This is a genomic window from Pseudomonas alliivorans (assembly GCF_017826695.1).
Taxonomy (GTDB): Bacteria; Pseudomonadota; Gammaproteobacteria; order Pseudomonadales; family Pseudomonadaceae; genus Aquipseudomonas; species Aquipseudomonas alliivorans.
Genome location: NZ_JAFFZW010000009.1, coordinates 152,924 through 174,061, shown reverse-complemented (window position 1 = coordinate 174,061; position 21,138 = coordinate 152,924). Strand labels below are relative to the sequence as shown.

The 21,138-nt window shown below is 60.0% G+C and carries 19 protein-coding genes; 7 read left to right on the top strand and 12 right to left on the bottom strand.

The annotated features are described in order from the left end of the window. Positions 1-9: 9 nt before the first annotated feature. The 4 genes from JTJ32_RS21460 to JTJ32_RS21445 are packed head-to-tail and all read right to left on the bottom strand — an operon-like array spanning position 10 to position 4,215. The gene (locus tag JTJ32_RS21460) at positions 10-1,128 is read right to left on the bottom strand and encodes an ABC transporter ATP-binding protein (RefSeq protein WP_184323564.1); all 1,119 of its coding nucleotides are present in this window, start codon (positions 1,126-1,128) and stop codon (positions 10-12) included. After that, a complete protein-coding gene (locus JTJ32_RS21455; protein ID WP_184323563.1) occupies positions 1,125-2,018 on the bottom strand; it encodes an ABC transporter permease subunit in 894 nt (297 codons plus the stop codon). The genes JTJ32_RS21460 and JTJ32_RS21455 overlap by 4 nt, the downstream gene beginning before the upstream one ends. Beyond that, on the bottom strand, positions 2,015-2,908 hold the full coding sequence (locus JTJ32_RS21450) for a carbohydrate ABC transporter permease (RefSeq protein WP_210043229.1): 894 nt from the start codon (positions 2,906-2,908) through the stop codon (positions 2,015-2,017). Before JTJ32_RS21450 ends, JTJ32_RS21455 begins: the two co-directional genes overlap by 4 nt. Continuing rightward, positions 2,905-4,215: an extracellular solute-binding protein gene (locus JTJ32_RS21445; protein ID WP_210043228.1), complete on the bottom strand. Its 1,311-nt coding sequence runs from the start codon at positions 4,213-4,215 to the stop codon at positions 2,905-2,907. Before JTJ32_RS21445 ends, JTJ32_RS21450 begins: the two co-directional genes overlap by 4 nt. Positions 4,216-4,382: 167 nt before the next feature. On the opposite strand from JTJ32_RS21445, the gene JTJ32_RS21440 reads away from it, so the two are divergent. Then, a complete protein-coding gene (locus JTJ32_RS21440; protein WP_210043227.1) occupies positions 4,383-5,513 on the top strand; it encodes an ROK family transcriptional regulator in 1,131 nt (376 codons plus the stop codon). 11 nt (positions 5,514-5,524) lie between these two features. Here JTJ32_RS21440 and JTJ32_RS21435 read toward each other — a convergent pair whose 3' ends face one another. Both JTJ32_RS21435 and JTJ32_RS21430 read right to left on the bottom strand, forming a co-directional pair. Beyond that, positions 5,525-7,813 (bottom strand): TonB-dependent receptor, encoded by a 2,289-nt coding sequence (locus JTJ32_RS21435; protein WP_210043226.1) that lies wholly within the window; start codon positions 7,811-7,813, stop codon positions 5,525-5,527. Positions 7,814-8,019: 206 nt separating this feature from the next. After that, positions 8,020-8,832, bottom strand: a complete 813-nt coding sequence (locus JTJ32_RS21430; RefSeq protein WP_210043225.1) for a class I SAM-dependent methyltransferase — start codon at positions 8,830-8,832, stop codon at positions 8,020-8,022. Positions 8,833-9,171: 339 nt separating this feature from the next. On the opposite strand from JTJ32_RS21430, the gene JTJ32_RS21425 reads away from it, so the two are divergent. Both JTJ32_RS21425 and JTJ32_RS21420 read left to right on the top strand, forming a co-directional pair. Next, a complete protein-coding gene (locus JTJ32_RS21425; RefSeq protein ID WP_210043223.1) occupies positions 9,172-9,906 on the top strand; it encodes an SDR family oxidoreductase in 735 nt (244 codons plus the stop codon). A 38-nt stretch (positions 9,907-9,944) separates the two neighbouring features. Continuing rightward, complete coding sequence (locus JTJ32_RS21420) at positions 9,945-10,793, top strand: ureidoglycolate lyase (RefSeq protein WP_184323558.1); 849 nt, start codon at positions 9,945-9,947, stop codon at positions 10,791-10,793. 170 nt (positions 10,794-10,963) lie between these two features. Here JTJ32_RS21420 and JTJ32_RS21415 read toward each other — a convergent pair whose 3' ends face one another. Continuing rightward, a complete protein-coding gene (locus JTJ32_RS21415) occupies positions 10,964-11,782 on the bottom strand; it encodes an alpha/beta fold hydrolase (RefSeq protein WP_184323557.1) in 819 nt (272 codons plus the stop codon). A 281-nt stretch (positions 11,783-12,063) separates the two neighbouring features. Between JTJ32_RS21415 and JTJ32_RS21410 the strand changes: the two genes are divergently transcribed. From JTJ32_RS21410 to JTJ32_RS21395, 4 genes are all read left to right on the top strand, one after another. Then, positions 12,064-12,417 carry a DoxX family protein gene (locus tag JTJ32_RS21410; protein ID WP_236059394.1) on the top strand — a complete coding sequence of 118 codons (354 nt, stop codon included), beginning with the start codon at positions 12,064-12,066 and terminating at the stop codon, positions 12,415-12,417. Between the two features lie 124 nt (positions 12,418-12,541). Beyond that, positions 12,542-14,818, top strand: coding sequence for a mechanosensitive ion channel family protein (locus tag JTJ32_RS21405; protein ID WP_210043219.1), 2,277 nt, complete (start codon positions 12,542-12,544; stop codon positions 14,816-14,818). A gap of 116 nt (positions 14,819-14,934) precedes the next feature. Beyond that, positions 14,935-15,819, top strand: coding sequence for a sugar nucleotide-binding protein (locus tag JTJ32_RS21400; protein ID WP_099227138.1), 885 nt, complete (start codon positions 14,935-14,937; stop codon positions 15,817-15,819). Continuing rightward, positions 15,812-16,741, top strand: coding sequence for an NAD-dependent epimerase/dehydratase family protein (locus tag JTJ32_RS21395; RefSeq protein ID WP_184323554.1), 930 nt, complete (start codon positions 15,812-15,814; stop codon positions 16,739-16,741). Before JTJ32_RS21400 ends, JTJ32_RS21395 begins: the two co-directional genes overlap by 8 nt. A 318-nt stretch (positions 16,742-17,059) precedes the next feature. On the opposite strand, the gene JTJ32_RS21390 is transcribed toward JTJ32_RS21395, so the two are convergent. The 5 genes from JTJ32_RS21390 to JTJ32_RS21370 form a co-directional block, all read right to left on the bottom strand. Beyond that, positions 17,060-17,746 carry an OmpW/AlkL family protein gene (locus tag JTJ32_RS21390; RefSeq protein WP_099227136.1) on the bottom strand — a complete coding sequence of 229 codons (687 nt, stop codon included), beginning with the start codon at positions 17,744-17,746 and terminating at the stop codon, positions 17,060-17,062. Between the two features lie 103 nt (positions 17,747-17,849). Next, entirely contained in the window at positions 17,850-18,371 is a 522-nt protein-coding gene (locus JTJ32_RS21385; RefSeq protein WP_004883732.1) for a DUF3299 domain-containing protein, read from the bottom strand. 11 nt (positions 18,372-18,382) lie between these two features. Next, entirely contained in the window at positions 18,383-19,648 is a 1,266-nt protein-coding gene (locus JTJ32_RS21380; protein ID WP_184323553.1) for an ABC transporter permease, read from the bottom strand. A gap of 1 nt (position 19,649) precedes the next feature. Further along, positions 19,650-20,360 carry an ABC transporter ATP-binding protein gene (locus tag JTJ32_RS21375; protein ID WP_184323552.1) on the bottom strand — a complete coding sequence of 237 codons (711 nt, stop codon included), beginning with the start codon at positions 20,358-20,360 and terminating at the stop codon, positions 19,650-19,652. A gap of 69 nt (positions 20,361-20,429) precedes the next feature. Then, positions 20,430-21,011 (bottom strand): DUF2796 domain-containing protein, encoded by a 582-nt coding sequence (locus tag JTJ32_RS21370; protein WP_210043217.1) that lies wholly within the window; start codon positions 21,009-21,011, stop codon positions 20,430-20,432. Positions 21,012-21,138 lie beyond the last annotated feature (127 nt).

Below are 21,138 nucleotides of genomic sequence, written 5' to 3'. Positions count from 1 at the left end.
AGGGATCACTTACACAGGGTTGGAGAAAGAAGCGGGCTGATGGCGGCCGCTTTCGGGGTCGAACAGCAGTGCCGGTTGGCCGAGGGCCAGCCGGACCTGAGTGCCGGGGGCGAGCAGATGGCGGCCGGCAAGGTTGACAACGCAACGGATGCCGGCCAGCTGGCAGTAGAGCAGGCTGTGGCTGCCGAGATTTTCCGAGGACTCCACCACAGCGCGGACACCTTCCTGGCTGAGGCTGAACGCTTCGGGCCTCAACCCCATGAGCCATTTGCCCGGGCTGTTGCCAGACAGATGCACTTTGAGGGGGAGCCGTTGACCGTCGGCCAGCGTCAGGATCTTGTCTTCCAGGCAATATACCGGCAGCAGGTTCATGGGCGGTGTGCCGATAAAACCCGCGACGAATGTGCTGGCAGGCCGGTCATAAATGTCGCTCGGCGTGCCGATCTGTTCGACGCGACCCTGATTGAGGATCACGACGTGCTCGGCAAGCGTCATGGCCTCGGTCTGATCGTGGGTGACGTACAGAATCGTTGCACCGGTCTGTTGATGCAGGCGACGGATCAGCAGACGCATTTCATGGCGCAGCGCGCTGTCCAGATTGCATAGCGGTTCGTCGAACAGCAGCACGGGTGGTTTGCGGATCAACGCCCGCCCTATGGCGACACGCTGGCGCTGACCTCCGGACAGCTCGCCCGGCTTGCGCTCCAGAAGCGTTTCCAGCCCCAGCGAGGTGGCGCACTCCTTGATTTGCAGCACGCGCTGTTTGTAGGCGATGCCTTCCATCTTGAGCGGATAGCCAATATTGTCGGCAACGCTCATGTGCGGGTAGAGCGCATAGTTCTGGAACACCATGGCGCAGCCGCGCTCCTTGGGCGGCAGCTTTGTGACGTCACGCTCGCCCATCAGAATCTGCCCCTGAGTGACGTCCTCCAGCCCGGCGATCATGCGCAACAGGGTAGATTTTCCGCAGCCTGACGGCCCCAGAATCACGTTCAGCTCACCGGCCTTGAACACCAGATCCAGACTTTGAAAAAGTGGCCCCGAGCTCTGTGTCTTGTGCAGATTCCTGAGGGTTATCTGCGGTGAACGCGCAGCCGGGAAATCGGTAAAAGGAAGAAGCGCGTTCATTTGCCGACTCCAATCAGGCCTTTGACGAACCATCGCTGCATGAGCGCAATGACGAGGATGGGGGGCAGCATGCTGACAACGGCGGCGGCCATCAGCAGGTTCCATTCGGGAAGCTGGCTGGCATCGGTGGGCAGAAAGCTGGCGACGCCCAGCACCAGCGTGCGCATGTCTTCACGGTTGGTCGCAACCAGTGGCCACAAGTAGTCTTTCCAGGCGCCGATGAACACCAGCGTGCCCAGCGCCGCGAAATTGGTTTTCGACAGCGGCACCAGAATGTCGATGAAGAAGCGCCAAGGCCCGGCACCGTCCATGCGCGCTGCTTCGACCAGTTCGGCGGGCAGCGTCTGGTAGAACTGTCTGAACAGGAACGTGCCGGTGGCCGAGGCAATCAGTGGCAGGGCAAGGCCGGTATAACTGTCGAGCAGATTGAGGGTCGGCACCGGCACACGCTCGATGCCCAGCCAGCGCAGTAACGCACGCAGCGGGCCGAGCAGGTCGCTCGCCACGGCATAGGTCGGGATGATGCGCACCTCCAGCGGCAACAACAGCGCGCCCAGCACCGCGAAGAAAATCCAGGTGGTGTAGCGACTGCGAAAGTACACCACCGCAAAAGCCGTCAGCGCCGAGAGCGCGAGCTTGCCGATGACCACCATGATTGCAACCATCAGGCTGTTGCCCAACAGGCGCAACAGGTCGAGACGCTGAGTAACCTTCTGCAGGTTCACCAGCAGCTGATTGCCCGGGACCACTGCCAGGCCATGTTCCAGCAGTTGCGGATTGTCCACGGTGGCCGAGCAGACCGCGATATAGAGCGGGCCCAGCGCGAAAATCAGCCCCAGGGTCAGCAGCAGGTAAGCGCCGATATTGAGCAGTCGGTTGTGCTGGATCATGCCTTCACCCCACGTCGTTTGAGTCGCGACATGAGCTTGAATTGCGCGATGCTCAGCAGCACGACTGCCGACAGCATGAGCACTGACAACGTTGAAGAACCTGCCAGATCCAGTCCGCGAAAGCCGTCGGTGTAAATCTTGTAGGCCAGCACTTGGGTCGTGTCGCCGGGGCCGCCCTGGGTGAGGGTGTCGATCAGTCCGAAGCTGTTGGAGAGGCTTTCCAGCAGGTCGATGATGAAGACGAACAGCAGATAGGGTGCAATCAACGGCAGTTGCATGTCGATCATGCGCCGCCAAGGGCCTGCGCCGTCCAACGCTGCCGCTGCGAGGTAATCGTCCGGAACGGATTTCAGGCTCGCCACCAGCATGACGAAGTTGAACGGCACCAGACACCAGGCATACGCCACGATCAACAGCAGCATGCCTTGCAGCGGGTTGGCGTAAGGCGCCCAGGTTCCGGGCACCACCGCGTTGAGCCAGGCCAGAATCCCCATGACCGGGTTGGCCAGCACATGAAAGACGATGCCGATGGTGGCGCCGGACACCGCGTAAGGCCAGATCAGCAGGTTGCGAAACACCGCGTTGCCGCGCAGTTTCAGTTCGAGGCACAGCGCCAGTGTCAGGGCGATGAGCATTGAGAGCGCGACGCTCGACAGGCTGAATATCAGGGTCGAGCCGAGAGAGGCGAGCACGCCCGGATCTCTCAGCACGCGCCAGTAATTGCTCAGGCCTACGAACACCTCGTGCCCGCCAAACGGCAATACCAGGTGGAACGACCACCAGATGGCCTGAAGTGCCGGCCAATAGAAAAACAAACCGAGCGCCAATAATTGCGGCAATGCGAACAACAGCGCCACCCGTGGTTGCGGGAAATAGCCACTGGCCTTCATGGCTGCCGTTCGCTCTGTTGATTCTGAACCAGTGGCTGATGCATCTGTTGAAACAGGCCTAGCAGTTCGTTGCCGCGCAGGGCGGTCTGGTTCAGGGCCCTCCCGATGCTTTGTCGACCCGCGAGCGCGTTCCCGGTCTCCTGCTGCCAGATCACTCGCATCAGCGTGATGAAGCCGCAGCGAAGCGGGTTACCCGTCGGGCTGTTGATGTCATCGAGAGACGAGAGTCCGACTTTGATCGCCAGCGCGGCGTGTTCGTCGGCTCGAACCGCTCTGGCTGTGGCTTGAGTCACCGGCAGATAGCCCGTGCGGGAACTGAATGCACGCTGATTATCGGGGCGTAGCACGAACGCGAGAAACTCCGACGCGACGTCGTACTCATGGGTGGAATGCCCCTGCATGACCCACAGCGAAGAGCCGCCCGGCAGGTTGGACTGCCGTTGGGTGTTGGCGTAGATGGGCAGCAGGGTTACGTCGATATCGGGCTTGAGTGTGCTGCGTACCGTGTTCCATGAGCCTGTGGAGTCCAGCAGCATCGCGCATTCATCGCTGGCAAACGCCAGTGCCTGCTGACCGCTGCGGGTCGACTCCTGATGCCGCACCAGGCCTTCACGGGTCCATTGCGCCAGATCGTTCATCAGCTGCAAGTGCGTGCCTTGATCGAATCGATATCTGTCCACGCCATCGGACCTGACCGCGATGGCGGAACCCTGCGCCGCACTGGTCTGCTCCAGCCAGATCCACGGCGAAAAGTCAGTGGCCATGGGGCAGTCGTGATGATTGTTCTTGAGCGCCCGCAATGCTGTGGAGAAGGCGGCCCAGGTGGTCGGTGTCTCGTTGATTCCCGCGGCCGCCAGTGCGTCGCGGTGGACATAGAGCACGGCGGTCGAAGCGGCGAACGGCTGGGCTGCCAGCACGCCATGCTCATCGGAGTAATAGCGTTTGAGCGCAGGCAGAAAGGTGTCGGCCGAGTAGGCTCGCTGCTGCCGGGCCATCAAGGTTTCGACAGGCACAGTGGCGTCCCCGAGCAGCATGTCAGGGGTGGCGACGTCGTAGATCTCGACCAGCACCGGACTGATACCAGCCCTGTAAGCGGCTACGGTCTTCTGCAGGGTCTGTTCATAGGTGCCCTGACGGATGCAGTGCAAGCGATCCTGTTCATCACGTTCGGCATTGAACTGCCTGCACAGGTCCGCAATGGCCGAGGCTGTCGGGCCGCTATGGCTATACCAGAACTCTGTGGCGCTGGCCTGGCCGGCAATGGCCACCAGTGTCAGCGCCCATAGCGTGTGACTTATGGAAAGCATGAAAGCACTCCGCGTGAACTGGAAGCTATCTAATACAGGTAATGTGTAGTACTTGTTACCTGTAGCTCCATTATTAAATTTTCATGATTGAAGTATTCGTTTCTGCGGCGGGCGATACACTGCTCTACACACGGACTGTTTTAATCATCCCTCTGACTGTCGAACCCATGCCCTTTGATCTCGATACTCCACCTGATACATCCCCTTCGCTGAGCCTCAATGAACGCAAACTGCTGGATATCCTTCGTCGTCGGGGCTCGATCACTCGCGCCTCCGTTTCGGCAGAGATGGATCTGGCGCAGCAATCCGTACACCGACTGATCGAGGAATTGATCGGTCGTGGGTTGCTGCGCAGTGGCGAGCGGGTCAGGAACGGCCGTGGTCAGCCCAGCCCGCGCATCGAACTGGTCAACGAGGCGGTCTATTCCATCGGCGTTTCGATCAACACCGGATCTGCGGTGGTCTGCGTGGCCGATCTGGGCTGCAATGTGCTGGAGCAGGTAATCCTGCGTACGCCGCCTTTGAGCCGTAACAGCACGCTGGATACGCTGCAAAAGACCATTGAACGGGTCCTGCAGCGCAACGGCATCAAGCCCGAGCGGGTGGTGGGCATGGGCTTCGCCATCGCTGGCTTCTTTCTCGAAAACCGTCAGGTCAATGCGCCAGAGCCTTTGCGCGACTGGTCGTTGATGGATCTGCAGCCCGTGCTGGAAGAGTGGTTCAAGATGCCAGTCTGGCTCGAAAACAACGCGACCACGGCCGCCATTGGCGAGAGCCTGGTGGGCGCAGGGGCCTGGGCCAGCAACTTCATTTACCTGTCGTTCAATTACGGTTTCGGCGCTGGCGTGGTCATCAACGGCAAGCCTTACTTCGGCAGTCATGGCAACGCGGGCGAGATCACGCTCTACACCGATGAGGAAGCGGCCAATCGACCGGCGTTGCGTTATCTGGTCGAGGAACTGCACACAAATGGCATTGAAGTGGACTCTGTCGAGGACCTGCGCGCACGCTTCGATCCTGACTGGCCGGGTGTCGAAACCTGGATCAAACGCACCCAGCCGACGCTGGACCGTCTGGTCAATGCGCTGGCGGGCATGTTCGATCCTCAGGCCGTGGTGTTCGGCGGGCAGTTGCCGCCTGCGCTGGGACGGCGTCTGATCGCGTCGACCACCTTCTGGGGTACGCATCGTTATCAGGCACCGCCACCGCGTCCGCAGTTGCTGCTCAGCGAAGCCAATGGTGATGCCGCAGCCATCGGCGCAGCGCTGGTGCCTCTCAAGGAACGTTTTTTCGTCTGAAGGCGGCCGCCTCAGAGCTTCACGCCCAATGTCACGAACGCACTGCGCGGCGTACCGACCTGCAGAATCTGCAGGTTGCCCAACGGATCGGTGGCTGCGCTGGCGTCGGTGTTAAGGGTGGAGATGTAGCGTTTGTCGAACAGGTTGACCACGTTCAGCGACAGGTTCGTGTCTTTCACCGCGCCCAGTTTGCCGAAGTCATACCCCAGATTGGCGTTCGCCACCCAGTAGCCGCTGACGCTCGAGTCGTTGGTGTAGGTGTAATAGCGCTTGCTGAGGTAGTTACCCTGCAGGCCTGCGTTCCAGTGCTCCCAGTTCCAGTCCAGGTTGCTGGCGTACATCAGCTTTGGCGTGTCGACGACCGTCTTGCCCTTCACCGCTACCGTATTGCCTGCGCTGACGTAGTCGTCATCGTAAGTGCTGTGGTTGTAGGACAGGGAGTTGGACCAGCGCCAGTGCTCATCGGGCGTCAGGCCGAATGACAATTCCATGCCCCGGCTGGTCACGGAGCCGACATTGGCGACGCCGTTCTGGCAGATCACAATGCCGGTGCAATTGGTGATGGCCACCAGACGGTTATCGAATTTTGTGCTGTAGATCGCCGCCGAGGCCGAATACAGCGCAGTGCTGCGCCGCACGCCCAGTTCAACGGTTTTTGAGGTTTCCGGTTTGAGGTCCTTGAAACCGTTTTGCGCATCGACGGCGGCCTGCGTGGTGAAGAACGGGCTGTAGCCGCCGCTGGGGAATGCGGCCATATTCTCAGAGTAGGACGTGAAGACTTCGTCCTCGTCGTCGAGCTTGTACGTCGCACCGGCTTGCGGCAGGAATCGATCCCGCGCTTCCAGCGAACCGCTGGCGTAACCACCGCCCTTGCCTCTGGCGGTGGACGTGGTCACGGTGTTCTTGGCGCCGAACTCGAGCTTCAATCGGTCATCGAGCAGGGTGTAGGTGTCGCGCAGGTAAAACTGTCGGGTCAGGTCGTTGTAATCCTGATCCAGTACGGTGGCCGCCAATGGCAGGCCGTTGGTTTTGACGATGTGGTTCTGCGGCGTTGCGTTGGTGGTATCGAACAGGTAGCGGGCGATGTCGTTCTTGTTCGACTGAATCCAGAAGCCGCCCTGGATTTCATGTTGGCCCAGGTAATAGGTGAGCGACGTCTGGAAGCCGGTACGGTCGATGCCATACACCGTGCTGCGGATCGAGTTACTGGGCACCGTCGTCGAGCCGCTGGTGAAGATGAAAGGGTAATACGAGTTGCCCCGCCCGGAGTCGTGATGGTGATAGACCGTGGCATCCAGCACCAGATCGTCGGTGAGGGAGAAGTTGCCATTGAGAATGTCCAGTTCGTCATCGCGCAGGCTGCTGGCGTTGTAAGTGGCATCCGACGCGCTGGTCACGCCGCCTGTGTAAATACCGTTGGCGGCATTGACCGCGCGAGTCCAGTCCGGCGTGTAATAGCTCCAGTTGTACCCCAGCCGCTGAATGATGCTCTGCGACAACGAAGGCAGGTTGGCCTCATCGTGGGATGAGGTGCTGTGAAAGAAACTGATGCGGTTGTCGCCAAAGTTGTAATTGACCTTGGCGTTCACCGCGTCCGACTGCTGCGGATTGTTATGGCCTTTCCAGGCATCTGCGTCATATTTTTCGCCCGACACATAGGCCGACAGGCCGTTGTACTCGCCGGTGTCCACGCGAATGAATTCGCGGCGGGTGTCGTAGCTGCCCAGCGTTTGCGACAGGCGCGCGCCGAACTCCTTGTCCGGATCGGACGTGGTGAACTGGATGGTGCCGCCCAGATCACTGTTCGATGCGGTGCCCAACGATCCGATGCCCGGTGCCACTTCGCTGCCCTTGATGTTCTCGGCAATGATCGCCCGGGTGATGCTCAGGCCGTTGAAATTGCCGAAGCTCATGTTGCCCAGCGTGACGCCGTCCAGCGTGTAGCCCAGGTGGTGCATGTCGAATCCGCGCAGGCTGATGCGCTGACTGCCTTCTTCACGCCCCAGCGGATCGCCGGACTGGAAATTGACCCCAGGCAGACGCTGCAGGACTTTCAACGGGCTTGTGCCGGCGGAATAGGCCTCGACATCTTTCTGCGTGACACGCTGCACCTGCCGCGTCTCGCCCTGCCCGATGACCGACACCGTGCCTAGCGTCGTTGCCGCTTCGTCAGCGGGTGCCGCAGGGATTTCATCGGCCTGGCTGGGCGGGCTGAACAGGCACACTGAATTCAGAGAGACGAGCAGCGCAAGACGCGTGACCGGAAATCGACGGGAGCGCGCTATCGAACAGTTGTTCATGACGTTTTTCCTGATGACATCAAGGATTCTGCGCTGGTTGGAGCAGGTTCAGGCTGGGTCTGGACGCCGCTTGCCAGCTAAAAAAGAACGGCCCCGGCGCACGAAGCGCAGGGGCCGTTCGACTGGCTGCGATATTAGTACTCATGATGTGTATTAATTATGACCGCAGGTGTTGCACCTCGATTTTTCTTCTCAAACGCCGGTTGTCATAACCTGACCCAGGCGGTGACCTGGTTCGGTCCGAAAATCTGCGCATGGCTCGCCATTGCCTCGGCTTTCAAGCGATCTTCAAACGTTTCCAGGTATCCCGGGTCGGCGGTGACCCGCCCGATACTGATCAGATGCGGGTAAACGGTTCTCAACGTTTCTGCGGCCCAGTGGTACATGAAGGAGTGCTCACCCCCTCCAATGTGTCGCTGGCAAAAGAGTTCAGGTTGAGACAGCCCTGCCTCTGAAAAGTGTTTGACCAGGTGTGCCGCCGTAGCGTGGCGCACGCCACCGGTGTCGAAGGCCGCGGCGATCAATTGCCCCGCATCGGTCAGCATGGGAATATCTGGAAACGACTCCATCGGCGTGCCCGACATGAACACCTCATGGAGCGCCAGCGCTCCTCCTTTCCTGACCAGGCTTGCCGCCTGACGCAGGAAAGCGACCGGATCGCTCTGATGAATCATCACGTAGCGCCCCACGACGCAGTCGAAAGGTGACGGGCTCTGAAAGTCCTGAATATCACAGACTTCAAACCTGACGTTTCTCAACCCCGCTTCCGCGGCTCTGAAGTTTGCAAGTTCGACGGCCTCCGGGCTGCGATCGATTCCCGTGACGCTGCCGTTCGGCCCGACAAGCCTGCCCGCCAGCATGGCGACGTCGCCCGGCCCGCTACCGAGATCCAGCACATGCATGCCTTGCTCCAGACCGCTTTCTATCAACAGGCGCGTGGTGATGGGCGACAGAATGTTCGCCTGGAATTTAAGGCGTTCCAGTTCTGCTGAAGAATGACCTAACAGATAGTCGTTCATGCGAGGAACCTCCGGCGGATAGAATACAAGGGCGCTATTCAGCGCTGCTTGCGCTGTTGCAGATCGACCGTTTTTATCACCAACGGCAGATTCGATTTATTAAGAAAACGCCATGTGGCAACTCGCTCATTGGCCTTTACGTTCAGGCATCTGAAAGGTTTGCCGCGTTAGCTTCGACCGTATCTGCACAGTAAGCCCGGTTCGACGTCATCGAAATGAAGGCGTCTGCGTGCAGACTTTCCAGTTCAGCGTCAATCAGCGGCATCGGTCCGATTCTCGGCGCGCAGGGTGTTGGCAAACTAGGGTTGTCGGTGCTGTTCTTTCGCAAGGAGAAGCATCATGAACGACAAGCGAGTCCTCATCACGGCGGCGGGGCAGGGCATTGGCCTGGCCAGTGCCAAGGCGTTCGCAAGCGCTGGCGCCGAGGTCATTGCGACCGACATCGATCTGCACAATCTGCAAGGCATTGACGGAATTGAAGCCGTTCGGCTGGACGTGACGTCGGCGCAGGACATTCGGCTGGCCTGCGAGCGGATCGGCACGGTGGATGTGCTGTTCAACTGTGCAGGATACGTGCACGCAGGAACTATTCTGGACTGCGACGAGGCCGCGTGGCAGCGCTCCATGGACCTCAATGTCACAGCCATGTACCGCATGATTCAGGCGTTTCTGCCCGGCATGCTTGCCTGTGGCGGCGGTTCGATCATCAACATGTCATCGGTGGCCTCAAGTGTGAAGGGCGTGCCGAATCGCTTCGCCTACACTGCCAGCAAGGCGGCAGTGATCGGGCTGACCAAGTCAGTGGCGGCAGATTTCATTGGGCAGGGTATTCGCTGCAATGCCATTTGTCCGGGTACGGTGGATTCGCCTTCGCTGCGAATGCGCATCGCTGCCCAGGCCGAACAACAAGGTGTTTGCGAGGCTCAGGTCTATCAACAGTTCGTCGACCGCCAGCCGATGGGGCGGATAGGCAGCGTCGAGGAAATCGCGCAACTGGTCCTTTACCTTGGCTCTGACGCGTCTTCATACACGTCGGGTGCGGTGCACGTCATTGATGGCGGCATGAGCGTCTGACCCCGGTTTGCATGTTCGACAGACAACAGGAGAACCCGATGAAACTGCTACGTTACGGAGACAAAGGCTCGGAAAAGCCCGGCCTGCTGGACGCCGACAATCAGATTCGTGACCTGTCCGGCCATGTCAAAGACATTGCGGGCGAGGTGCTGACCCCGGCCGGTCTTGCCGCCCTGGCAACGATCAATCCCGTGAGCCTGCCGCTGGTCACAGGCCAGCCGCGCATCGGGGCTTGTGTCGGCCACGTGGGCAAGTTCGTGTGCATCGGCCTGAACTACGCCGACCATGCGGCTGAGTCCAATATGGAGGTGCCCAGGGAGCCGGTCATTTTCAACAAGTGGACCAGTGCCATCTGCGGCCCGAATGACAACATCGAGATTCCCCGAGGCTCGGTCAAGACCGACTGGGAAGTGGAGCTGGGCGTGGTGATCGGCAAGGGCGGGCGCAATATTGACGAAGCCAATGCCATGGAGCATGTGGCGGGTTATTGCGTGATCAACGACGTGTCCGAGCGTGAATGGCAATTGGAGCGCGGCGGTACCTGGGACAAGGGCAAGGGGTTCGACACGTTCGGTCCGCTCGGTCCCTGGCTGGTGACCCGCGACGAGGTTGCCGACCCTCATTCGCTGGACCTGTGGCTGGAAGTAGACGGCCATCGTTATCAGAACGGCAACACCCGCACGCTGGTATTCAACATCGCGCAGTTGATTGCTTACCTGAGCCGCTGCATGAGCCTGCAGCCGGGCGACGTCATCTCCACCGGTACACCGCCCGGTGTGGGGCTGGGCGTGAAACCTGAACCGGTCTTTCTCAAGGCAGGCCAGCGCATTCGCTTGGGAATCGCCGGACTGGGTGAGCAGAATCAACTGACCGTGCAGGCCGACTGACCCCCGTCTCTTCAGTCAGCGCATGGCTGACGGGGTAAACGCTGCTTATTGTGAGCGGCGGCTTGTCGGCGATGCGTTTGTTCAGGCGCTATCTCAGTGCCTGAGCCGATGGCATCGCCGGCAATCCGCCGCCCACGGTCTGGTCAACTGTCAGGCAGCTGGCGTGGGCATCAATCAGCCAAGAACGCCAACAGGTCTTCATTGAGCTGCTGACCGTGGGTGACCGCAAAGCCATGCGGTGCGCCGGAGTAGACCTTCAGCTCAGCGCCTTTGATCATCTCGGCAGCCAATTTGCCGGTTGCCTCGAACGGCACGATCTGGTCGCCGTCGCCATGAATGACCAGCGTGGGTACGTCGATTTTCGCCATGTCGGGACGGAAGTCGGTTTCCGAGAACGCAGTCACGCAGTCTACGGTGCCCTTGAGCGAAGCCAGCAGTGCGATGTTCAGCGTCTGGGTCAGCACGCCTTCAGAAACGGTCTGGCCCTGATTGGTGCCATAGAACGGGGTGGCGAAGTCGGAGATGAACTGCGCGCGGTCTTTCAGCAGGCCTGCCTTGATGCCATCGAAAACCGACTTGTCCACGCCTTGCGGGTGGTCATCGGTTTTCATGAAAAAGGGTGTCACCGCACCCAGCAGTGCCAGCTTGGCGACACGGCCGGTGCCGTGGCGGCCGATGTAGCGGGTCACGTCACCGCCACCCATGGAAAAGCCCACCAGCGTCACGTCGCGCAGGTCCAGGTGTTCGATCAGCGCGGCGATGTCATCGGCGAAGGTGTCATAGTCGTAGCCGGTCCAGGGCTGATCGGAACGGCCGAATCCGCGACGGTCGAACGCGAGGGTGCGATAGCCCCGGCTGCTGAGGTATTCCATCTGGTATTCCCACATGTCCGCGTCCAGCGGCCAGCCGTGACTGAAGAGCACTGGCTTGCCCGTTCCCCAGTCCTTGAAATAGATCTCGGTGCCGTCTTTTGTCTTGAAAGTGCTCATGCAGTTCTCTCTCGTGTCGGGTTGATCGGGCTGGCGCAGTTGTCCGGGCGCACTGCAGCAGTATCGATCCAGTCCGCTCGCAGTAATTGCGTGTATGTGCCCATCTGCCTGTCTGCGAACTCGGCACATCAAAACAATTTCCGGCGACCGGCTCGCCGCATAATTCGCCAACGCCCAGCCTGCCCGAGAGATCCTAGACCATGTTGCCCAACGCATCGCACCTTCAGTCCGGCGTGTCGCCGAAATACACTCAGGCCCTGCTGGCCTGGGGACTTCTGTTCATGCGCGTCAGTGTTTCGCTGCTGTTACTGCAAGTGCACGGATTGCCGAAGCTGATGCACTGGAGTGTGGAAGTACAACGCATCGAAGACCCGTTCGGTCTCGGCGGCACCTTGACGCTGGGGCTGGCTGTTTTTGCCGAAGTGATTTGCCCGGTGCTTCTGATACTCGGCGTGTGGGCGCGACTGGCGTGTCTGCCGGTCCTGGCGGTGCTGGCCGTGGCGGTGCTCTTCGTTCACCCCGAATGGTCACTGGAACAGGGACAATTCGCCTGGCTGCTGATGATCCTCTTTGCCGGGCTCGCAATCACCGGCCCCGGCCCGCTGGTTATCGGCAAGGCGCTGCACAAGCGTTAACAGGCACAAGGCCATCGGAAACATCGGCTCATCTATTTCCAGTGTCAAAACCGAACTTGCCACGCAAACAGGAATCAGTTCCTTGGGGTTGAAGCCCTGCCTGTCCATCGAAGGAGAAAACTGCGTGGCGTCTCAGCTGAAAACCTTGATCCTTACGGGGCTGCTGCTGTTCACGGGCAGTTTCCATGTTCTGGCGGCGGATGTACCTGCATTGCCCATGAGTGCGGCAGTTCCCGCCGACGACAAGGCCGCCGAAAAACCGGATGGCAAAGCGGCGGACAAGGCCGATGCCAAGGCAACCGACAAGGCCGATGCCAAACCGGCGGATGAGGCAGACCCCGCAGCCACCGAACCTGCAGCCGAGCTGCTCGTGCAGGGTGGCTTGCTAGGGGCGATCAGCACCAGCATCGATGACGTGCAGGACAAGCTCAATCTCGATGAGAATCTGCTGGACGCCTGGCGGTTGCGCGCTGACCGTGCGGCCGACGAAATCGAAAAACTGGTCAACAAGCGCACCACGCGTTCGCCATGGAGTGTCGTCGGCGATTTCCTGATTCTGTCTTTCGTCTGGATCGGTGCCTTCGCGGTCCTGACCACCGTCGGGCGGTTTGTGGCTGTGCGTCTTTGTCGGACGCCGTTCCTGCGTGTCCGCCAGCGCAGTCAGGCGCTGCTCAAGTACGTCCTGCCGTTCACGCTGCCCGCCATTATCTGTCTGCCCCTGACGCTCTACGTCAGTCACTTCATGCCCTCGTCGGTCGGACGGGCTCTGGCGTTGTGTTTCGCCTACGCCACCAGCAGCGGCATTGTCTCGACGTCGGTATTGCTGTGCGTGATCGTGATGTTCAATTCCGGGCACAAGCGTGCCGCGGTGCGCATGATCCGCCGCTATGCGCCCAGGCCGTTGTTTGTGGTCGGCTTTCTGGCGGCGCTCAGTGATGCGCTGACCAGCCCGCAGATTGCCCGCCAGTTGGGCAGCAACGTGACCACCAGTGTGGCCGTGTTCACCGGTCTGTTTGCCTCGGTCGTGTTCTGCATGCTGATCATCAAGGTGCGTCGCCCGGTGGCGCACCTCATTCGTAACCGTTCGTTGAGCAGCCGTCTGCAGCGTCCGGCCTTGCAGCAGTCGTTGAAAATCTTTTCGAACCTGTGGCACCTGCCCATTCTGCTGATGATTCTGGTGTCGGCCATCAACCTGATCGGTGCCGGCGAAGACAGTCAGGAGGCGCTGCGTTGCGCCCTGTTCACCACCATCCTGCTGATTGCCACGGTGTTCATGAGCACCGTTTTCCAGCACATGTTCAAGCCTGCCGAAGAACTCGGGCGCGGCGGGCATGTGTACAAGGCGCGTTTGCTGAGCCTGGTGTATGCGGTGATGCGCATCGCTCTGGCGATCACCTTCATCGAAGTACTGGGCCGGATCTGGGGCTTTTCGATGTTCGAATTCGCCCAGCGCAATACCCTGGGCCGGGTCATCAGTGAATCGCTGAGCAGCATCGGTCTGATTTTCCTGGTGACCTGGCTGTTGTGGGTCGTGCTGGACACGGCTATCCAGGAGGCGCTCAAGCCGCCAATCAACCATCGCAGCGGTCGTCAGCCGAGCACCCGAGTCAAGACCATTCTGCCGCTGTTGCGTAACGCCGTGAAGATCGTGCTGGTAGTGATCTGCGCGATCACCACCATGGCCAACCTGGGCATCAACGTCGCACCGTTGCTGGCCGGTGCCGGTGTGGTCGGTCTGGCGATCGGTTTCGGTTCGCAGCAACTGGTCCAGGACGTGATTACCGGCCTGTTCATCATCGTGGAAGACACCTTTTCCATCGGCGACTGGGTGGTGCTCAGCACCGGGCACTCCGGCACGGTCGAGAGCCTGACCATTCGTACCGTACGCCTGAGAGATGGCAAGGGCTTCGTGCACTCGGTGCCGTTCGGACAGATCAAGGCCGTCACCAACCAGTCCCGCCAGTTTGCCTATGCGTTCTTCTCGGTACAGTTCACCTACGACTCGGACATCGATGATGCGCTGTCGCTGATCCGTGAAGTCGGCCATTCGATCACCGAAGACGTTCTGCTCAAGAACAACCTGCAAGGTCCGCTGGAAGTGTTCGGTGTGGACCGCATGGACCTCAATGGTGTGGTCCTCACTGCGCAGTTCCGCACCTCATCCGGCGGGCAATACGCGGTGGGTCGTGCCTTCAACGAGCGGCTCAAGCGGCTTGTGGATAAACACCCCAGCGTACGCTTTGCCCAGACTTATCCACAGATGGTGATGAGCCCTGGCATCGCTGCGCTACAGGCCGGTACCGAAGCCGAAGGGCCGCCAGCGCCATCAGCACCACCGGCGTCCCCGGCACCGCTGAGCCTGCCCAAGGGCGGCGGTGCGCCAGGTCCGGCGGCCACGTAACGCGTCATTAACCCGCCAGGCTGCGCAACTGTTGGGGGTTGGCGGCCAACGTGTTATGTTTGCAGGCGTTTTTCATTTATCTATTTGATGATTCTGATACCGAGCCTGCTGACTCTATGCGAATGCGCCTTATGCTGTTGGGCGGCGGGAATGCCCTCGGGCAGGCGTTGATTCGTCTGGGTGCCGAGGAAGACATTGGCTTCCTCGCGCCGCGTCCACCGCAAGACGGTTGGGATGCAGCGAGCCTGACGCAACTGCTCGATGACACCCGTCCCGATGCCTTGATCAACCTTGCTTACTACTTCGACTGGTTTCAGGCGGAGACGGTAAGTGAAGCGCGTCTGACCCGCCAGGAACGCTCCGTCGAGCGGCTGGCCGAATTGTGTCAGCACCACAACATTACGCTGGTCCAGCCTTCAAGCTATCGAGTGTTCGATGGCTCGCGTGCCACTGCCTACAGTGAAAAGGACGAGCCAGTGCCGCTTGGCCTTCGCGGTCAGGCGCTGTGGCGTATCGAGCAAAGCGTACGTGCAACCTGTCCGCAACACGTGCTGGTTCGTTTCGGCTGGCTGCTGGATGACAGCATCGATGGCGTGCTGGGCCGTTTTCTGTCGAGTGCCGAGAAACCCCAGGAGTTGCTGCTGGCCGATGACCGTCGTGGTAATCCGACGCCGGTAGACGACGCAGCCCGCGTGCTTATTTCAGTGCTCAAGCAGCTCGACTGCGAAGCGCCGTTGTGGGGCACTTACCACTACGCCGGCCACGAGGCCACTACGCCGCTGGCGTTGGGACAGGCGGTGCTCACCGAAGCACGTCTGCTGCATCCCCTGGCCGTCGAGTCCCCCACTGCGCAGGCCCACGCCGCTCGTCCCGATGCGGGCGAAGAGCCGCAGCACGCCGTGCTGGCCTGCAAGAAAATTCTCCATACCTTCGGCATCAAGCCCCGCGCCTGGCGCGCCGGTCTGCCGAGCCTGCTGGATCGGTACTACCGACATGTCTGATGCTCCTGTTCTGATCACTGGCGGCGCGGGCTTCATTGGCTCGCACCTGACCGACGCGTTGTTGGCTTGCGGGTATGCCGTGCGCATTCTCGATGACCTGTCGGCGGGCAAACGCAGCAACCTGCCGCTGGATAATCCAAAGGTCGAGCTGATCGTAGGCGATGTCGCGGATGCTGCGTTGGTCAAGCGAGCGGCGCAGGGCTGTCAGTCGGTTGTGCATCTGGCGGCGGTGGCCTCGGTACAGGCGTCGGTGGACGACCCGGTGCGTACCCACCAGAGCAATTTCATCGGCACACTGAATGTCTGCGAAGCCATGCGCGAGGCAGGCATCAAACGAGTGGTCTTTGCATCCAGCGCGGCGGTCTATGGCAATAACGGCGAAGGCCAGGCCATCACCGAAGACACTACCAAAGCCCCCCTGACACCCTATGCATCGGACAAGCTGGCCAGCGAGTTCTACCTGGACTTCTATCGTCGCCAGCACGGCCTTGAACCGGTGGTCTTCCGCTTCTTCAACATCTTCGGGCCGCGTCAGGATCCTTCGTCGCCGTACTCCGGTGTGATCAGCATCTTTGCCGAGCGCATCGAAAAGGGCTTGCCCATCAAGGTGTTCGGCGACGGCGAGCAGACCCGCGATTTCTTCTACATTGGCGATCTGGTCAAGCTGCTGTTGCAGGGACTAAATCTGAAAAGCGCCATCGACGGTGCCGTCAATGTCGGCCTGAACCAGACCACCTCGCTCAACGAATTGCTCGCCGCGCTGGCGCAGGTGACAGGCAAGCAACCGCAGGTCAGTTATCAGGCACCGCGCTCAGGTGATATCAAGCATTCGCGGGCCAGCAATCAGCGGCTCCTCGAACACTTCAACATCGACGAACCTACGCCTTTGAATACAGGGCTGGCGCTGTTGATGGAACGCTGATCACACGATCCGGATCGTGCCAAGGCTCCGGGCTGGCATGCCGCCCAGGCCGCTCCGCGTCCGCGCTCGGTATCGAGCTGTAGGATCATTCTGTCTTTTTTGTAGTTGCGACTTTTGATCTTCTCAGTCGGCATAACGACTCCTGGTATCCGTCGCCCTTTTACAGCGGACGTACGGCATGCAGGACGAAAACGATGTGGATAAGCGCCCCGGAATGGTGGTGCGCGAGGTGCCTGGCGAGTTTGTTGTCGAACGCCCATAAAAGCAAAGGCACCCATCCGGGTGCCTTTCTGTTTTAAACGATTGAAGCGCGGTGGATCAGAACTTGTAACCCACGCCGACCATGTAGACCCACGGGTCGATTTCCACATCCACCTTGGTTCTGCCGACCGCCAGTGCCGACGGTCCGTCCACCGTTGCCTGGGTGTTGATGTCGACGTACCAGACCGAGGCGTTCACCAGCACGTTGTCGGTGATCATGTAGTCCATGCCCAGTTGCGCAGCCAGGCCGACCGAGTCCTGCAGTTTGAGGTTGCTGAAGCCCTGGTTCTTGCGGTCGCCCGTCAGGTCTTCGTCGAAGAACATGGTGTAGTTGATGCCCACGCCCGCGTAAGGCTGGAATCTGGAGGAAGGCTCCATCGGGTAGTACTGCAACGAAAGGGTTGGGGGCAGGTGCTTGATGTCGGCCAGCTTGCCGTCAAGGCCAGGGCCCAGACCCTTCACCGCAACGGTGTGGCTGAACGGTGTGGCGGCCAGCAGTTCGATACCGATGTGCGGGGTCAGCATGTAGGCAAACGTCAGGCCGAGCTGTGTATTGCCGTCGAGCGTGGCTTTGGTGCCTGAAACCTTGGAACCGTCGAGTCTGACCTCGCCGCTGTCTTCGTTGGGTTGTACGTGCGCCGCGCCAGCGCGAACGATGAAGTCGCCAGCCTCGTATGCATTGGCGGCAGTGGGAGCGGCGATGGCGAGCGCGACGAGCGAGGCGCGAAGCAGGTATGTGTTCATTGGGGCTCCAGGAATCAGTCGAAATTTATGGGCGGAATGTTAAAGCGCTGTCGAGCGGCGACTTTGACTCAGCTCAATGAAATCGCTGGGAACCCCGTTCTCTTCACGTGTCTGGCAATTCGTAGACAAAAATCTTGTCTGCCTGCATCTGATAACCCGCTTCTGCCAGTTCGCTTGAAGACGATTTGGCCTGCATCGGTCCTTCGATCCAGTACGGCTGATACAGCTCATCGACCTTCACACCCAGCTCACTCGTGACATGCACGATCTGGTTCGCCGGCGGCGGCGGCACATGGATGCAGGCACCGAAATACGGCACCAGCAAAAACTCGATCACTCTGCCTTCCTCACTGACCTCCAGTGGAACGATGTAACCCGGCAAACGCACCTGCTTGCCATCCAGTGCCTTGACCACCGGCGCATGAGGCGCCAGCTGGCTGGCCGCGGGTGCTTGTTCCATGGCCAGTGCATCGGACATCTTCGACAAGTCGTGCATCGGTGTGGTCACCGGTTTCACGACAGGTGCATCAGGCGGAATCATCTCGGCCCAGGTCAGTACACGCGGCTCGGCGGCCCACAGTGATGTGGAAACCGAGAGCAGCAGAGTGAGTAGCATGCGCCGCATTATGAAGGTCCTCATAAACGAATCGACAGACCATCTGCCAGTGACTGCCTGTAGGCTCGCCAGGCTGGCACGGTTCCCATCAACAGCGCGCAAGCGAGGATGCCACCCAGCAGTTTCCATTCATATTGGCCAGGTGGCATAGGCGAGAGGTACAAACCGTAAGTATTTATTACGTAATCCTGAGACACGAAGATCCCGATATAGAGCAGTGCGAGGCCACTGACAACGCCTGCCAGCGCCAGCGCGAAAGCCTCGAGTATCAGGAGGCTTGCGATGTGCCAGGGCCGGGCTCCGACCGACCGCAGAATCGCCATCTCGCGACGGCGTTCGTTGAGACTGGTCAGAATTGCCGTCAGCATGCCGATCAGTCCCGTCAGCACTACGAACAGCGAAATCACGAACAGGGCTTTTTCAGCCGTGCCCATCAGACTCCACAGCTCCTGCAAGGCCACGCCCGGCAGAATCGCGAGCATGGGCTCGCCACGGTATTCATTGATCTCGCGCTGCAGGCTGAAGGTCGAGATCTTGCTGTTCAGGCCGAGCATGAACGCTGTAATGGCGGTCGGCGTTAGGTCCATGTTGCGTGCCTGATCGGCAGAGATGCGTTCATTGCCACGAGCGGGCGCGCCATTGTGCCAGTCGATGTGAATGGCCTCCATGCCGCCCAGGCTGATGTGCAATGTACGGTCTACCGGCGTGCCGGTGGGTTTGATGATGCCGACCACGGTGAAGGGCTTGTCGTCATGCTTGACCAGACTGATCGCCGCTACGCCGTGAGCCAGCACCAGCTTGTCGCCCAGTTTGTAATGCAGCGCTTTGGCGACCTCTGAACCGAGCACGACCTCGAAGGGATCGGTCTTGAATTCACGTCCTTCAGCCAGTTCCAGATGCTGCTGACGGCCAAACTGATAGTGCTCGAAGTACGACGCGTTGGTGCCCATCACCCGGTAGCCGCGATGGGAGTCGCCGAGTGAAATCGGAATTGCCCATTTCACCTGCTTGCTCTCGGCAAAATGCTCGAAGCTGTCCCAGCGGATGTTATTGGTGGCATTGCCGATGCGAAACACCGAATACAGCAGCAGGTTGATCGAGCCGGAGCGTGCGCCCACGATCAGGTCCGTGCCGCTGATGGTGCTGGCGAAACTGGCACGCGCCTCGGTGCGTACCCGCTCGACGGCCAGCAGCAGGCAGACCGACAGGGCGATGGCGAAAACGGTCAGGAAAGCGGTAAAACGGCGGTTGGCCAGGCTGGCCATGGCCAGACGAAACAGATACATCTCAAATCTCCACGGCAACGGCGGCGCGATTGAGGTCGCTCAGCGACAGGTTGCGATCGAACAGCGGTGCCAGGCTCTGGTCATGGCTGACGAACAACAGGCTGGCGCCGGCTTCGCGGCATTCGGCGAACAGCAGCCGAATGAAGGCTTCGCGTGAGTCGGCGTCCAGCGCAGAGGTTGGCTCGTCGGCGATCACCAGTTCCGGTTGGCCGATCAGGGCGCGTGCAGCGGCGACCCGTTGCTGTTGACCGATGGACAGCGAGTCTGCACGTCGGGTCAGCATGGCCGGGTCTTTCAAACCCAGGTGAGTGAGCAGGGTGGTGGTCGCTTTTTCGACACTGCCGTGCCGCTGTTTCGCACGCTCGGCGCGGACTTTGGAAAAGTGGCAGGGCAGTTCGATGTTCTCGCGCACCGACAGAAACGGCAGCAGGTTGAACTGCTGAAAGATGTAGCCGGTGTGATCGACACGGAAACGGTCACGTGCCGCTGCCGACAGACTCGACAGCTCCTGCCCCAGCAGGCGAATGCTGCCGCTGACGGGTTTTTGCACGCCGCCCAGCAGGCCCAGCAGCGTCGTCTTGCCGCTGCCGCTCGGACCTTTGAGGAAAAGGCTTTCGCCGGTTTCCAGGCGAAATTCGGGGATGTCCAGAAGCTGCGGCTGACCCGGCCAATTGAAACTCAGGTCGGACAGCTCGATCAGTGCTTGGGTCATGGTCTGACTCACGCTCGGTTGAAAATCAAAAGACCGGGCCAGGCCCGGTCATTGTGCCGCGAAAGAGGATCAGAACTTCAGCGTAGGGTTCGCTGCAATCACTTCTGCACCCGACTGGCCACTTGGCGAGATCAGTTGTACCTGAAGCTTCCTGGTGTCGGGGAATGTTTTGAATATCTGCGACAGGTCCAGCTTTTTCAGGATGGCAGGTGCATCGCAGACAAATTTGTAGGTGCCATGAATTTCACTGTGTTCATGATGATCTGCGTCGCCGTCTTTGGCGTGTTCTTCGTGATCAGTATCTTTGTCGCCGAACAGCGGGCTCTCGAGTTTGACCGAAGTGGCCGAGCAGTTGGCGGCATCGGCAATGCTGAACAGCGCATTGGGCTTGAGCAGCAGCTCGCGAGCCTTGGCCACTTTGGCCTTGTCTTCAGCGGATGTTGCCTCGTGCTCGAAACCGACAATGTTCATGGCCGGGCTGTCGAACTCGAACTCCAGCGTCTTGCCTTCCAGCACCACGTCCAGGCGCCCGACACCGTGCTCATGGGCGCCAAGGCTGCCGTGTTCTGCACTGTGATCGTGTTCTTCGGCGGCGTGGGCGACAGCGAGTGGCAGCAGGGCGAAGGGCAGGGCGAGCAGCAAACGACGCATAACAGACTCCGGTGAGCGGTTTTCGGGAAAAATCGTTATGTGATCTTATAACAAGTCATGTGTGGGGTGAGGTGTTTTTTCCTGAACTACGGTGCTTCCAGTAACGAGGGCTGGAATAGCGCAGGTC

Excerpts from the sequence above, each read along its gene's own strand:
- JTJ32_RS21400 (WP_099227138.1), top strand. The coding sequence starts at position 14,935 with ATGCGAATGCGCCTTATGCTGTTGGGCGGCGGGAATGCCCTCGGGCAG.
- JTJ32_RS21460 (WP_184323564.1), bottom strand. The coding sequence starts at position 1,128 with ATGAACGCGCTTCTTCCTTTTACCGATTTCCCGGCTGCGCGTTCACCG.
- JTJ32_RS21450 (WP_210043229.1), bottom strand. The coding sequence starts at position 2,908 with ATGAAGGCCAGTGGCTATTTCCCGCAACCACGGGTGGCGCTGTTGTTC.
- JTJ32_RS21385 (WP_004883732.1), bottom strand. The coding sequence starts at position 18,371 with ATGCGGCGCATGCTACTCACTCTGCTGCTCTCGGTTTCCACATCACTG.
- JTJ32_RS21380 (WP_184323553.1), bottom strand. The coding sequence starts at position 19,648 with ATGTATCTGTTTCGTCTGGCCATGGCCAGCCTGGCCAACCGCCGTTTT.
- JTJ32_RS21370 (WP_210043217.1), bottom strand. The coding sequence starts at position 21,011 with ATGCGTCGTTTGCTGCTCGCCCTGCCCTTCGCCCTGCTGCCACTCGCT.
- JTJ32_RS21425 (WP_210043223.1), top strand. The coding sequence starts at position 9,172 with ATGAACGACAAGCGAGTCCTCATCACGGCGGCGGGGCAGGGCATTGGC.
- JTJ32_RS21440 (WP_210043227.1), top strand. The coding sequence starts at position 4,383 with ATGCCCTTTGATCTCGATACTCCACCTGATACATCCCCTTCGCTGAGC.
- JTJ32_RS21375 (WP_184323552.1), bottom strand. The coding sequence starts at position 20,360 with ATGACCCAAGCACTGATCGAGCTGTCCGACCTGAGTTTCAATTGGCCG.
- JTJ32_RS21390 (WP_099227136.1), bottom strand. The coding sequence starts at position 17,746 with ATGAACACATACCTGCTTCGCGCCTCGCTCGTCGCGCTCGCCATCGCC.
- JTJ32_RS21435 (WP_210043226.1), bottom strand. The coding sequence starts at position 7,813 with ATGAACAACTGTTCGATAGCGCGCTCCCGTCGATTTCCGGTCACGCGT.
- JTJ32_RS21420 (WP_184323558.1), top strand. The coding sequence starts at position 9,945 with ATGAAACTGCTACGTTACGGAGACAAAGGCTCGGAAAAGCCCGGCCTG.
- JTJ32_RS21455 (WP_184323563.1), bottom strand. The coding sequence starts at position 2,018 with ATGATCCAGCACAACCGACTGCTCAATATCGGCGCTTACCTGCTGCTG.
- JTJ32_RS21415 (WP_184323557.1), bottom strand. The coding sequence starts at position 11,782 with ATGAGCACTTTCAAGACAAAAGACGGCACCGAGATCTATTTCAAGGAC.
- JTJ32_RS21395 (WP_184323554.1), top strand. The coding sequence starts at position 15,812 with ATGTCTGATGCTCCTGTTCTGATCACTGGCGGCGCGGGCTTCATTGGC.
- JTJ32_RS21445 (WP_210043228.1), bottom strand. The coding sequence starts at position 4,215 with ATGCTTTCCATAAGTCACACGCTATGGGCGCTGACACTGGTGGCCATT.
- JTJ32_RS21410 (WP_236059394.1), top strand. The coding sequence starts at position 12,064 with ATGCGCGTCAGTGTTTCGCTGCTGTTACTGCAAGTGCACGGATTGCCG.
- JTJ32_RS21430 (WP_210043225.1), bottom strand. The coding sequence starts at position 8,832 with ATGAACGACTATCTGTTAGGTCATTCTTCAGCAGAACTGGAACGCCTT.